13 protein-coding genes and 1 pseudogene are annotated in these 13,303 nt (G+C 33.1%); 10 read left to right on the plus strand and 4 right to left on the minus strand.

The window, feature by feature from the left end:
- Positions 1-406 precede the first annotated feature (406 nt).
- The 5 genes from C7437_RS09220 to C7437_RS09240 all read left to right on the plus strand — a co-directional run bounded on the left by C7437_RS09220 (position 407) and on the right by C7437_RS09240 (position 5,587).
- The gene (locus C7437_RS09220; protein WP_111439384.1) at positions 407-1,672 is read left to right on the plus strand and encodes an O-antigen ligase family protein; all 1,266 of its coding nucleotides are present in this window, start codon (positions 407-409) and stop codon (positions 1,670-1,672) included.
- A gap of 211 nt (positions 1,673-1,883) precedes the next feature.
- Positions 1,884-3,377: an oligosaccharide flippase family protein gene (locus tag C7437_RS09225; protein WP_111439385.1), complete on the plus strand. Its 1,494-nt coding sequence runs from the start codon at positions 1,884-1,886 to the stop codon at positions 3,375-3,377.
- Positions 3,377-4,447, plus strand: coding sequence for a polysaccharide pyruvyl transferase family protein (locus C7437_RS09230; protein WP_111439386.1), 1,071 nt, complete (start codon positions 3,377-3,379; stop codon positions 4,445-4,447). The genes C7437_RS09225 and C7437_RS09230 overlap by 1 nt, the downstream gene beginning before the upstream one ends.
- Before the next feature lie 330 nt (positions 4,448-4,777).
- Positions 4,778-5,251 carry a serine O-acetyltransferase gene (locus tag C7437_RS09235; protein WP_111439387.1) on the plus strand — a complete coding sequence of 158 codons (474 nt, stop codon included), beginning with the start codon at positions 4,778-4,780 and terminating at the stop codon, positions 5,249-5,251.
- Between the two features lie 168 nt (positions 5,252-5,419).
- A complete protein-coding gene (locus C7437_RS09240) occupies positions 5,420-5,587 on the plus strand; it encodes a hypothetical protein (protein ID WP_211309993.1) in 168 nt (55 codons plus the stop codon).
- Between the two features lie 78 nt (positions 5,588-5,665).
- Here the strand turns inward: C7437_RS09240 and C7437_RS09245 are convergent.
- Positions 5,666-5,962, minus strand: a pseudogene (locus tag C7437_RS09245) (ATP-binding protein); the annotation flags it as partial.
- Positions 5,963-5,996: 34 nt separating this feature from the next.
- Here C7437_RS09245 and C7437_RS09250 point away from each other — a divergent pair.
- Positions 5,997-6,239: a hypothetical protein gene (locus C7437_RS09250; RefSeq protein ID WP_146249624.1), complete on the plus strand. Its 243-nt coding sequence runs from the start codon at positions 5,997-5,999 to the stop codon at positions 6,237-6,239.
- Between the two features lie 444 nt (positions 6,240-6,683).
- Here C7437_RS09250 and C7437_RS09255 read toward each other — a convergent pair whose 3' ends face one another.
- Together C7437_RS09255 and C7437_RS09260 are read right to left on the minus strand one after the other, a co-directional pair.
- Positions 6,684-6,929 (minus strand): hypothetical protein, encoded by a 246-nt coding sequence (locus C7437_RS09255; RefSeq protein WP_111439390.1) that lies wholly within the window; start codon positions 6,927-6,929, stop codon positions 6,684-6,686.
- Positions 6,930-7,159: 230 nt separating this feature from the next.
- On the minus strand, positions 7,160-7,624 hold the full coding sequence (locus C7437_RS09260; RefSeq protein WP_245909256.1) for a hypothetical protein: 465 nt from the start codon (positions 7,622-7,624) through the stop codon (positions 7,160-7,162).
- 628 nt (positions 7,625-8,252) lie between these two features.
- Here C7437_RS09260 and C7437_RS09270 point away from each other — a divergent pair.
- Both C7437_RS09270 and C7437_RS09275 read left to right on the plus strand, forming a co-directional pair.
- Positions 8,253-8,954 carry a glucosamine-6-phosphate deaminase gene (locus C7437_RS09270; protein ID WP_170122352.1) on the plus strand — a complete coding sequence of 234 codons (702 nt, stop codon included), beginning with the start codon at positions 8,253-8,255 and terminating at the stop codon, positions 8,952-8,954.
- Between the two features lie 222 nt (positions 8,955-9,176).
- Positions 9,177-9,575, plus strand: coding sequence for a hypothetical protein (locus C7437_RS09275; RefSeq protein WP_111439393.1), 399 nt, complete (start codon positions 9,177-9,179; stop codon positions 9,573-9,575).
- A 160-nt stretch (positions 9,576-9,735) separates the two neighbouring features.
- Here the strand turns inward: C7437_RS09275 and C7437_RS09280 are convergent, their stop codons facing one another.
- Positions 9,736-10,893, minus strand: a complete 1,158-nt coding sequence (locus C7437_RS09280; RefSeq protein ID WP_170122350.1) for an SH3 domain-containing protein — start codon at positions 10,891-10,893, stop codon at positions 9,736-9,738.
- Between the two features lie 419 nt (positions 10,894-11,312).
- On the opposite strand from C7437_RS09280, the gene C7437_RS09285 reads away from it, so the two are divergent.
- Both C7437_RS09285 and C7437_RS09290 read left to right on the plus strand, forming a co-directional pair.
- Positions 11,313-11,780, plus strand: coding sequence for a VanZ family protein (locus C7437_RS09285; RefSeq protein ID WP_111439418.1), 468 nt, complete (start codon positions 11,313-11,315; stop codon positions 11,778-11,780).
- A gap of 751 nt (positions 11,781-12,531) precedes the next feature.
- Positions 12,532-13,303 (plus strand): S8 family serine peptidase (locus C7437_RS09290; protein WP_146249625.1); only part of this gene is annotated, 772 nt, incomplete at its 3' end.

Here is a 13,303-nt window from a genome sequence, read left to right on the forward strand (position 1 = left end):
CTCTAGATTAAAACCATAAGGAAACGCATTTCTTCGCTATGAAGGATAATCTCTCTGAAGAAGAAAATGAAATGGCTCGATTACGCAAGGAAAATCAACGTTTACTGATGGAGAACGTTTTTTTACCTAGAGGTATAGTGGGGAATGAGCTCCCTTGTTGCTAATTCTACTTGCTCAGATACTTTACCATCGGAATAATAAAGTTCATTATCATAGTGAATTCAATTTAATGACGCCTGTATTATGTAATATGGAAGAGCGTGTTTGTCTTCAGTGAATTTTGGGGTGCATTGTATGTAACATAAAGTTTTATTAATAACTATATTGCTAAATACTGATTCTTTGATGTGAGAAGTGAAAAACTTCACATACACCATATTATCTAGATAAATAAGGAGAATTCATTATGAGTCAGATTGATATTAAAAGGGACGAACATGGGTACCAAAGAATTGTAGTAATAATAGTATTTTTAGCTGGTCTTATGAATATTAATATATACTTACAGTATTTAGGTCTTCATATATTAAGTAAAGGGATTACTATAATATTCTATATTTTAATAGGCTTTATGTGTATTATTTTGGTTCTAAACTATATGTATAAAAACAAGGGTTTTTATACATATATTTTTCCTTATTGGATAGTATTATTTCTTTCTTTATTATTAAAATTTTTTATACTCTTCATTCAATTCCCGTTATTGTTTTTACCAGGAGAAAAGTATTTTTATTATTTCATTGGTTTTTTTATTAATTTGTCAATAATAGTTATTGTTGTGAAGGGTATTCGAAGTATGTATTATGTTAAAGCTACGATATGGGCATTAGGTTTAAGTTTATCACTTTCTGCAATTGTTCCATTATTATTCTTTCCAGAAATGATAGGAACTAGAATTTCAGTTATTAATGGTTATACTTTTAATGGGTCATTTTGGAATTATTCTTTGATTGGATTTATTTCTGTGGGTTGGTTAATCACAACATTATTCTTTAAAGAATCTTCTATGTTTAGAAAAAGTATAATTTACAGTATTTTTATATTATTAGTCTTTACTAGTCTAGCAGGTCTCTCGAGGTCTGCAATAATCTCGATATTATTATCAGTATTAGTTTATCTAATAGTTTCAAATAATTTTTTCAAATATATAAAAGTATTTGCTTTTGTGACAATATTTACAATAATAATCTTGCAGTTATTTAAAGAACCAATTGCTAATTTTGGACAGAGGTTTAATGGAGGTATAAATATTGAGGAAGAAGCTAGAGCAAATATATGGTTTGATTATTTGAAGAACATACCTGACTATTTATTATTCGGTGAATTAGAAGGGAATTATAGAAAATATTCATTTGAGGGAATGGACCCTCATTCTGTATTTATTAATTGGTTTGTACAATTCGGTATACTTGGTATTGTAGGATTCATATTACTTTTATTTGGAGTACTTATATCAATTAACAGAATTCGAAAGAATACTTCTAGGCATGTGGCAGCTGGATTATATGCTTGGTTAGTAGCATATTTATCCATTGCTTCAATAAATGAAACAGGATTCTCTCAAATGACAGTTTTTTGTGCAATAGGTATTATTTTAGCGTGGGGCAACCAAGCGAATAAAGAAATTAAAGAAATTAAAGAAATTAAAGAAATTAAAGAATGGCTCCACTAGTAATGCGTGTATTTTGAATGTTGAGGGATTTTAGATAAAGATCATATGTTTAGTCGAAAATATATATATAATAGCAAGCTCTTCCAATAGAATGAATCTGATGAATAAACCAGTTATTATTCTATAGAAAGGAGCTTTTCTATGTGAATTTATTGGAATAAATCAGGTAATCAACAGACGGGAAAAAGATACTAAAAACGAGGCGAATGTATTGAACCAAATAAAGATTGGGGCTTTTTTATCATACCTCACACTTTTAATATCGGTAGTAGTAACGTTATTTTATACACCCATTCTGATAAAGCAACTAGGACAAGCGGAATATGGTGTATATACTTTAATAGCTGCTTTTGTAGGGTATTTAACAGTTTTAGATATGGGGCTAGGAAATGCTATTGTTCGTTATATTGCAAGAACTCGTGCTAATAATGATAGGGCAACTGAGTCTAAATTAAGCGGTTTGTTTCTAGTTTTATTTAGCATTTTAGGATTACTAGTAGCTATTATTGGATTTATCATGTATTTGCAATTAGATAATCTTTTTGGTGCTAAAATTACAGTTGATGAGTTGAAATTAGCTAAAACATTAACATTACTCCTGATTTTGAATTTTAGTTTATCGTTTCCCTTAAGTGTATTTGGAGCAATTGTTCAATCACATGAACGATTTATCTTTTTGAAGTTTACCAATATTATCAAAGTTCTTATTACACCTTTTATCATCATACCATTGTTATTATTAGGTGAAGGATCAGTTATGGTTGTGGCAGTAACAACTATACTTAATCTTTTGTTTTTATTGTTAAATGTATATTATGCTGTCTTTAAATTGAAAGTAAAGATTAGTTTTGAAAAAGTTGACAAACATTTGTTAAAAGAAATTGTTATTTATTCAGCGTTTATTTTTTTAAATGCTATTATGGACAAGATTTATTGGAGTACTGATCAGATTATTTTAGGATCTGTGTCAGGGATTAATCAGGTGGCTATATATGCTATTGGAATGCAGTTTATTACATTATATATGTCAATTGCGACAGCTATTAGTGGGCTGTATTTACCTAAGGTTTCAATTATGGAAAAGAATAAAAGTACGGATGAAGAGTTTTCAGACTTATTTATTAATACAGGCCATATTCAGGCACTAATAATTTTCTATGCTATTGGTGGATTTATAGCTATTGGTAAGGATTTTATAAGTATATGGTTATCCGATACATATTTAAAAGCATATTGGATTGTAGTTGTTATTTTTATTCCTTTATCAGTAATATGGACTCAAACAATTGGTATACCGATATTACAAGCTAAAAATAGACATAAATTCAGATCGTTAGTATATCTAATTACGGCTATAATCAATATTTTTGTAACTATACCCTTAGCAACTAAATACGGGGAACTTGGGGCTGCTATTACAACGGCACTTTTTCTTACGATAAGTCATATTATTATAATGAATATCTATTATTATAAAGCTATAAAAATAGACATAATATCTTTTTATAAAAAAATCTTCCCTCCTTTTGTTATAGTTTTTATAACAATTATAATGACGCTGTTATTAAACAAAGAAGTATCATTCGTGGAAGGTTGGATAAAACTAATTCTATTAATTTTGTTCTACACTACAATGTATGTTGTATTATGTGTTTTTTTAGATAAAGAAATTAGAAATAGATTTAAAAGGAGCATGCTTAAATAATGGAGAAGTTGAAAATAAATCTATATGGTTATGTACAAAATAATTTAGGTGATGATTTATTCTTTGAATATGTAGTTAATAGATATCCAAGCTATACTTTCAAATTATTTGCTCCACCTATATATCTAGATACATTTAGTAATACGGAAAACATAAAATTAATTTACCCTAGTTTATCAAAAAGAGTCTTAAATAAATTTTATAAATCTATATTTAAAAAGAATTTGAATTTATTTACTAGTAATGTTGATGTCTCATTACTAGTAGGGGGTTCTTTATTTATAGAGAATATGGATTGGGAAATTGGTCATAAAGAATTTACTAACAAATTTTTAGCGAGTAATCAAAATTACTTGCTAGGTGCTAATTTTGGTCCATATTCATCTCAAGAATTTTATAATTCATATCAAAGAGTATTTACAAATTTTGAGGATATCTGTTTTAGAGAAGAATATTCCAAACAACTTTTTAAACACTTGAAAAACGTTAGAGTGGCTCCTGATATGTTATTTGGTTATAAAAATAATGATTTTATTATAAAGGAGGAGAAAAAAGTCTTTATTTCTGTAATTAAACCGTCAATTAGAAAAGACTTGATTGAAATAGATACAAAATACTTTAAGGGAATTACAAAATTAGTTGAGAAATATACATTGCAAGGCTACGAAATATCATTAGTATCTTTTTGCCAAGCTGAGGGCGATGAACAAGCAATAGACGAAATTTATTCATTACTAAGGGATAAAAAAAGTGTTCGTAAAATATATTATAAAGGGATTAATAGAGAAGAAATAATAAGTGAGTTGTCTAGTAGTGAAATAATAGTTGCAACAAGGTTCCATGCAATGATTTTGGGATGGGTTTTTAACAAAAAAGTTTTACCACTTATTTATAGTGATAAGACATTAAATGTTATAAAAGATGTGGGGTTTTCAGGGAAGTACATTGATATTAGAAAAGATGATGACTACTCTATAAATCAAAAAGAAATAGGCTTTTTAGAAGATGTAACTTCTATTGCAATTGAATCAGAGAGACATTTTGAAGTTCTTGATACAGTGTTAAAATAATATTAGATATAATAATTTGGTATCAGAAGGTGAAAAACAGTTGTGCATAGAATAATAATAGATCAGCCGGGACATGTTGTAATTTCAAGATTCTACTATGTTAATTCTTCCGGCCAGATTATCAAATGGGTACCTTTCATTAGGTACCTTTCGTTTTGATATCACACGTGATGAGCATCTATTTGTTAGGTATGACTCCATTGGACGCTTACCGACTAACTAGGTATTGGGGTACACAAGAATAAGACGTTTGAATTGTTGAGATGATTTTATTGGACGCTTACGCCTATAAAATTATAATAATGCGGTAAATTTTAGGGGGATATTAATATGAGCGCTGTAATGAAATGTTATAGATTATCAAGAAAGTTATATTTAAGAAAAGTGCCGTTTTTACCAAGAATAACGCAGACGGTAATGAGGATATTATTCTCATGCGATATCCCATTTACTTCAGATATTCACCCATCTGTAAAATTCGGTCATAATGGATTGGGTGTTGTTGTCCATCCAAACTCAAAAATTGGTGAAGGTTCACTGATTATGCAAGGAGTTACATTGGGCGGCAATAGAAGCAAAAGAGGGATATACGAAGGTCAAGAATTTGCTTGTCCTATAATAGGTAAAAATGTCTTCATAGGTCCCGGGGTTAAGTTATTAGGTCCTGTTATCGTAGGTGACAATGCTCAAATAGGAGCGGGGGCAGTTGTGACGAAAGATGTCCCTAGAAATGCAATTTCCGTTGGAATCCCTGCTGAAACAGTTAAAATTATCGCTGACCATGAAGTGATTAAGGCGGAGTAGGAACAAACTGTGTAAATTTTGTTCCCTACAATGTTAAATGAATTTTTGTTCCCTACAATGTTAAATAGGTAGAAAACATAGTTAAAAACCATTGCTTTCAGGGTATATAAGAAGTACCAATCACAGAACTTCCATAAAACCCACTCACACGAAAAGGAGCTGAAAACAATGGTTATATCTACATTTAACCACATTAAGGGAAGTAAAGGAAGTCATTGGAATCGTCTTATGAGAGGTGAAAATGCGAACCAAATTTGTATCGTAGCGATTGACGCAGCGAAGTTTATGCATTCAGTGAATAAGGACATTGAAAAGAGCCAGCTCTGCCAAGTTTGAGAGCCACTTGAGACAGAAAATAGAGCCACTAAAGACAAAGAGAGAGCCACCTTCTAAAAAGGTAGCTCTCTCAATCTATTACTCTTTTATTCCATGCCTTTCACGCATAGATGTTTCTCCATCAATCATAATGTTATAAGAATCATGTATGATTCGATCAAGAATGGCGTCCGCGAGTGTTGCTTCACCGATCTTTTCATACCACCCTTGTGAATCAAACTGAGAACAGAAAATGGTAGAGGCAACTTGGTGACGTGATTCTACGATTTCTAATACATCTCTAGCTTCACTTTCTGTTAGAGATGTTAAAAGCCATTCATCCAATATCAGAAGGCTTACCTTACGGTATGATTTCATGACTTTTTGATAGATACCTTTTCGAGCCGCACTTTATCGTGCTGGTAGGAGTATGATGCTTCAAAATCCGGCTATGAAAGAGAAATATAAAGAAATGAAAGAGCGAGGCAAAAAAGTGAAGCAAATGTATATTGCTTTGGGCAATCGTTTACTTCGACTCGCATACGCCATGATGACGAAGAAACAGCTCTATCAATCGACTCAGGAAGGTTATTGTCTCCAATCTGTCATCGCAGGTAAATTAAGAAATAAAGCGAAGCAAGCGCTATTTTACAATCGGTATGTACAAGTTTGACGTGTTTTTCAACTGAAATAGGAGTTAGAGAATAAGCAAAGACAAAGACATTTCTTCGGAACGGAAGATTATATTGAAGTACGTCCCTGAGGCGAAAAGACCTCGTGACACAGCGTAATAAGTCTTGTTCCATAAATACGAATAAAACGTGATTGCATCGATTTTGCATGAAGTAGGATGTATCCCTGTGGATCATAACCACAAGACTTTGTACGTTGCGAAGAAATGTCCTTATATTGTTTTGTGATTGGTAGTTTCAAATTTTTTCCATAAATATTGAGACCTTGGTTTAGTGCGGCCAAAAATCTATTTATTTAGCAATTGACTTATTTAACATTAAACGCTGTGTCAGCCACAAATGGAAGAAATATTTGAGTCTGACACAGGGACAGGACGCAGTTTCGTTTGGGCTACCGCAACTATGAAGTAACAATTTCTTCTCTTTCAAACAATCTCCAAACAGAACCCCTGCCCCGCCACTGTGTTAGACTCAAATGCTTTCCAATTAAATTGTTGTCTGATTCCACCAAGTGATTTCTGTACTTCAGAAAAACCTAATCGCATTTCAAGCTTCAATTCTTTTTGTTCTAGTTCAACTGCATCAAAGCGTTGGTTCATTTCTCGCTTCATTTCAAGCATTGTTTTATTCATTTCAGTCAACATATCAATAACCAATTTTTCGTTGTCCATCTGAATCACTCCTGAAGTACATTATAATATGATGAACGATGCTTGAGAATCGTGCTAAATTTTTGTTCCCTACAATGGGTAACCATCCGGTGCCAGTCACTCACACAACATCTATTAGTAACCTTTCCCAGTGTCAGCCACAAATTGAAAAAACATTTGAGTCTGACACAGGGAAAGGACGCAGTTTTGTTTTGGTAATACCCCGGTGACTGGCACCATTCCTGAGTGTGTTAATTATAATCCCATAGGATCCTCCACTCTCCTTCATCTTTAGCGACGTATACTTCTTGTAGGAAGCTGAACTTTCCGTATTTTCCTTTATAGGTTTGAATGACAGTGAATTTGTAAGCTATATCAAATGGTTGTAATTCTTCAGCCATTTTCCAATCCTTTACTTTATTGCCTTCCTCTATTGAAAACTGGAAAGTTTCGGTACCAAAATGGCCGACGAAAACATGTAAACGGTCAGTCATAAATTGTGTTTTAGTCCATCTATCTTTCATAAAAGGGTGAAGTAATTCCCATGAATCAGCAAAGTCTCCACTTTGTTCATGCGTGTAAAACGCTTCTACTACTTTTTTAGATTTGTAGCTCGGGGAAAACAGGTAATTAATAGAGCCTATCAGCACAAGTAAAGAACATATGGATATGATAATAAAAAGTAAGAATTTATTTCTTTGCCTTTTTCTAATCATAAATTATCCCCTTTGTTAAATTAATCTATATGAAGAGGATATGACGGGGGAGCTGGAGGTGTTCATTTCACTTGCGCTAGAACATTTGAAGTTTTACAAGCCCCTGTGCCTGGCACGCAAAATTTCAACTCTTTTGGTTCTTTTCTGGGCGCTGTGTTGGTTTTTCTGGCGTGGTTTAGGTGCCTGTCCCTGTGTCAGCCACAAATTGAAGAAATATTTGAGTCTGACACAGGGACAGGGCGCAGTTTGGTTTTGGTTGCGGCAACTGAAGTGACAATTCCTTCTCTTTCAGATAATTACCCAAATAGAACCCCCACACCGCCCCTGTGTTAGACTCAAATGCTCCCCAATTTGTGGCTAAAAAAGAAAGCGCTCCTCATGAGAACTGCCTAGAACTAAAACTGTAGCTGATAATCTTTGCAATAGTAGACGTGACTCTATTGATAATATACAATAAATATCAGGTAAGGAAGTTATCTTTTACGAGATCGGTGTAACAGATAAAGCCACATAACTATACATAGAAATGCAATTCTCTGCAGCTATTTTTTTGCAAAATACAAGGGTTTTACTTTTCTCATTTATGAATATAAATATATAGACAGGGTAAGGTGGAAAAACAATGAGCATGACGATTATTACAGTGGAGGAACCAAAACAAGCAGGACAACATGTTTTGGAAATCCTAAAAGAGCAACAGGATGAAGGAAAGTTAAATGGATTCGGTCTTGCGACGGGAAGTACGATGATTCCTGTTTATGAAACATTGGTCAATTCGGACATTTCATTCGAAGAAGTTACTGCATTCAACCTGGATGAATACGTTGGACTCGATGATAGCAATAAGAATAGCTACGCGTTTTTCATGCAAGAGCACTTATTCAGTAAAAAGAAATTTAAACGTACCTTTATTCCCAATGGTGTTGCTGAAAACTTGGAGGAAGAGTGTGCTACATATGAGAGACGTCTAAGTGAATTTCCATTGGATGTTCAACTTCTTGGCATCGGAGAGAATGGACACATAGCGTTTAATGAGCCAGGTACTTCATTCGATTCAGTTACACATGTTGAGACGTTAACGGACTCTACACTTGGTGTAAATAGCGCATTCTTCGGAAATGATGAACCGATACCAGCCACTGCATTGACGATGGGTATATCTTCTATCTTAGCGGCGAAAAAAATCATTCTGATTGCACTAGGAGAACGAAAACGATTTGCTCTTGAAAGGCTGTTGGCAGGGACAGTGACTGTTGACTATCCAGTGACAGCGCTTCTAGGCCATGCGGATGTGACGGTTATTACGGACATAAAAGGTTTGAATAAATAACTAGAAGGTCTATAGGCTCTAAAATATGGCACATGTGTCACTTTCTCATGTCCGTATTCATGGAGTAGGAACAAAGTACGTCATAAGCATAATTGAATAGAGGTAATAATCTAAGTGCGTTCCAATCGGAGCGTTCTTTTTTATATTGTTTAAAAGAGGGTGAAATCTTAAGACTTTGCGTTATAATTTATATACTAAACGGTAATTGGAGTGGTTTAAATTATGACCGGAATATTAAATGGTATCGTAATAGTCATGAATCTCATACACGATTTAATTATTACTATCATTTCTGGGTTAGGGCTACCAGTAAATGATAAAATGATTCATTTTTACTTTATTGGCTTTCTGGGACTAGCTCTATACATTTTTGTGGATTTTACTTTTAAAAAACTAGCGAAATATGGCATATCCTTATTATCATTCATCTACACTTTTTCTACGATAATAGTTATTTCCTTAGTAATTGAAATCCAACAAAAAATCACAGGAGAAGGTAATATGGAGTTTTCCGATATTACTTATGGAATGTGGGGATTTTTCTTATTTTTAGCTGTTTTCATTGTTTTTAGTCTTCTATTTAAATTTATTTTCAAGAAAGTAAAGGGAGGTAAAAAATAGTTTTTTTATTTCCTATGATGCGTTACTTGAACAGAAGAAGAACACCATTCACAATTTAGTGAATGGTGTTCTATTAATATATTCAGTTAAAGTTTAGTAAAATTTCATCTTTCAGCATCCATGTTTAAATCAATCAGTACTTTTTATTTAATATGATAAGTTATTGTACGGAAATCAATTCAGTAACGATTTTCCCGTCTGGATCTACCGTTTTTATGATACCATAGCCAGGGGCAAAGTAATCTGCGGCACCAGTTGAGTATCGGATAATTACGACGTTTTTAAATGTTCCAGCTTTTACAGTAACGGTGCTCGTTGTACTTTCGACATTTACGTATTCGAAATATTCCTCCCAGTTCTCACCGATGTAATATGATTTTGTTTGTTTCCCTTCAACCATTGGGTACGCTAGATCAACTAAAAACCAGTCTGTTTCATTAACCCCCAACATAATACGACTGCTACTTTCTTGATAAGAGTATCCTCCACTGAAGTTACCTTTATAATTTAAAGAAATATATTCTTTATTTCCATCAGATTCTTTGGTAACAGTGTATTCTCTTTGTGAATTGTCGGTAAAAGTCGGGTAATATGTTAGTTTTAATCCGACTTTCGGAGCTAGGCCACCAGCTACTGATACTGTTCCTTTTAATTGATTCGTACTTAAAAAAGAATCGACAACATAGCCTTTAGTACTTCCAGAAGTAACATAAGACCAACCGGCTATAGTTGAATGTACTGTTACTTGTGTTTTGTTTGCTAGTGTTCCAGTATTAGCACCACTTGAACTTGCAATGTTCCGAACTACAACACCGCTTGCTGTATTTACATACTTCGTTGATGTTTTTGGTTTACCAATAAATGTAGATGCAACATAGCCTGTAACATTCCCGTATTGGACGAATGACCAACCACCACCAACTGGGCCAAAGTCTTCAACTATCATATTATATTTTAATGTTGCAGAAGTTGGTGCAGATTTAAAAGGTGTTGCTTTAACAACTAGCCCACTTATTGAACTTGCTATTTTAATAGTTGAAGGTGGTGTGGCTAAGAATGAAGCATTAACATAACCACGAACATTTCCACTCTGAATACTTGCCCAGCCATTACTTGTTGAAAAGACTGTTACAAAATCACCTCTTGATAGAGTAGTTACAGTGCTAGCGCTTGTTGTAGGAAAAGCTTTTACTACTAAAGATGAACCGTTTACTACTTTTACTGTTCTGAAACTAGCTGCCTCCGATTGTTCTGTTCCTATAGCTAGTGAGCTTAGAATTAATAAGAGTGCAATTAAGAAAGTACAGACTTTTTTCATGAATATAATCCCCTTTTTGTTCATTAATTTTTTATTAATTTGAATAATCTGAAAAATTAAGTATACCATATTTATCTTTATTTGGTTCTTTACGAACTATTCTGACAATTATATGCAATTCAGGGAGGATTTATTAAGCTGATATCAAGATTGGTTCTCTATCTTTCTAAAGTGGTTATAAAATGGCACGACTGGTTTACAAGATTGTCTTTGTTTACCTTGCTAATCAGGATAAGGTCTTATATAAAACTAGTGAATTGGTGACCTTTTCTTCATTGTTTTTATCAAGTGTTATCCTGTTCAGAAACATGGTTTCCTATTTTGTGATTAATAATTATTTCTTTACAACATGGTTAAGAATGTTGTCGGAGTTTATATACCTATCGTGTAAATTTTGGAAATTATGGTATTCTAATAATATGAAAAAAATACTAATATTATTAGCGCTAGTAACTATATTATTTATATCTTCAGGACAAACATATGAACAACAATCGCTTATATCTACTTTACAAAATATGTTCCCAGACAAGCCATTTGAATCGCTTTTGGCTTTGCTTAAGATTCCGTATTGGGGACACACGATATCTGTAGAAGAACGCGGATATTATCAGTTTGTGGAGTTTTTGCTTCGGAAGGCTGCGCATTTCTTTCTATTTGGGTTTGTCGCATTGGCTTTTTATGCGGTCTTGCCTAAGTGGAGAGGACGTTGGTTTATCGCTTTAGTGTGGACGTTTATATTGGCTACTGTGGATGAGTATCATCAATCGGTTACTGGTGGAAGAACACCGTCGGGGCAGGATGTATTTTTGGACATGTGCGGAGCTGTCGTATTTTTGAGTGCGTTAGTGTTCATGAAGCGGATTTTCGGCAGGAGGAGTGAATGACGATATAGTAGTGGCGATGTGTGCCGCGTCTGTGCCAATTCTCTAATTGCTTTTTTTAAAACTTTGTTCTCTCTATTTAACACTGTAGGGTAGGAGTTTTCCGTTAGAAAGGATGTCCTTGGCTTATTCATCACTACATGGAAATGGCGTATTGGCAACCGATAGAATAAAAAAAATAATTCGACAGATTCTTACATTATTTTTAAAATCCGTGATATATAATGTAAAGAATGGATAAATTTCAATTCATATGGACTAGGTTTAATTAAGTAGATTTACTTATATAAACACGGATAGCATATACCATATTGGTAAATTTACTTCCATATTTGTCTATTTAATCATTAGTTAATAGCCTAGCTGTACCTAAAATGTAGTGCTAATTACCTGCAATTTGAAATCTGTTAAAACGTGAAAGACAAATCTAATAGGAATTTCGTATTTTCTATTTATAGGGAGGTCACAGGGTGAAGAGATTAATTCAATCCAGGAGTTCAGTTAGAAATTAACATTATCATTCCACATTCACTAAATTTTATTTGAATGCTAGATTGGTATTAGGTAAGATCAGTATTCATTTACTATCTCAAAACTATTTATTTCTTTAATTTGTTTAAAAACTGCTCCTTCACTTCTATAGTATTGTTTTGAAATATCGGAATATTCAGTGAAAAATAAAGATAAGTAGATATTATATTAATAGTAGATTTCACATTATAATTTATTAAAATATAAAATAGGGGTTGCAATTATGAAAATAGTAAAAATTCTCTTAAGTGCTTTACTGATCGTAAGTATTTTATTTTTTCCACGTTCTACTAGCTATGCAGAAGAAAAGACTAGTAAGGATCTAAATGGTGAAGAGACGGATCAAGTTATTATTTCATTAAAATCCGAGAAAGCTATAGAGAAATTAGTTGCTGAAGATTTGAACGAATTGGAAACGAATGATGAAGAAATTCTTGTAACAGCTAAAGTTCCAGATGGTAGAACTCTAGATGATTTCATTAAAGAGCTTGAAAGTAATCCAGACGTCGAATATGTAGAACCGGATCACATGTTAGATATTACTTATACTCCGAATGATCCATATTTGTCTTATCAATATCATCATGATCGTATAAATGCTAAAAAAGCATGGGATCGAACAAAGGGCTCTAGCGATGTTAAGGTAGCGGTTTTAGATGATGGATTTGATACAAACCATGAAGAATTAAGGTATCAAATCCATAGTAATTACAGTACTGCTAGTACTTTTAGTACGAACGATCATGGTACACATGTGTCGGGTATAATTGGTGCTTCTATGAACAACTCTACATATGGTAGTGGGGTTGCTCCAGATTCTCAATTAGTACTAATCGATGTATTTGAAACAGATCGTGCGTACACGTCAGATATAATTACGGGTATTTATATTGCAGTAGTTGTAGATGCAGATATTATAAATATGAGCTTAGGTGGTTATTATTATAATTCTTCTTTTGATGCAGCAGTTCAATATGCACATAATAATGGATTAG

The sequence above is a fragment of the Psychrobacillus insolitus genome, assembly GCF_003254155.1.
Taxonomy (GTDB): Bacteria; Bacillota; Bacilli; order Bacillales_A; family Planococcaceae; genus Psychrobacillus; species Psychrobacillus insolitus.

Coding starts and splice junctions, on each gene's coding strand:
- C7437_RS09220 (WP_111439384.1), top strand. CDS start 407: ATGAGTCAGATTGATATTAAAAGGGACGAACATGGGTACCAAAGAATT.
- C7437_RS09230 (WP_111439386.1), top strand. CDS start 3,377: ATGGAGAAGTTGAAAATAAATCTATATGGTTATGTACAAAATAATTTA.
- C7437_RS09235 (WP_111439387.1), top strand. CDS start 4,778: ATGAGCGCTGTAATGAAATGTTATAGATTATCAAGAAAGTTATATTTA.
- C7437_RS09240 (WP_211309993.1), top strand. CDS start 5,420: ATGGTTATATCTACATTTAACCACATTAAGGGAAGTAAAGGAAGTCAT.
- C7437_RS09250 (WP_146249624.1), top strand. CDS start 5,997: ATGATGCTTCAAAATCCGGCTATGAAAGAGAAATATAAAGAAATGAAA.
- C7437_RS09255 (WP_111439390.1), bottom strand. CDS start 6,929: ATGGACAACGAAAAATTGGTTATTGATATGTTGACTGAAATGAATAAA.
- C7437_RS09260 (WP_245909256.1), bottom strand. CDS start 7,624: ATGATTAGAAAAAGGCAAAGAAATAAATTCTTACTTTTTATTATCATA.
- C7437_RS09270 (WP_170122352.1), top strand. CDS start 8,253: ATGACGATTATTACAGTGGAGGAACCAAAACAAGCAGGACAACATGTT.
- C7437_RS09275 (WP_111439393.1), top strand. CDS start 9,177: ATGACCGGAATATTAAATGGTATCGTAATAGTCATGAATCTCATACAC.
- C7437_RS09280 (WP_170122350.1), bottom strand. CDS start 10,893: ATGAAAAAAGTCTGTACTTTCTTAATTGCACTCTTATTAATTCTAAGC.
- C7437_RS09285 (WP_111439418.1), top strand. CDS start 11,313: ATGAAAAAAATACTAATATTATTAGCGCTAGTAACTATATTATTTATA.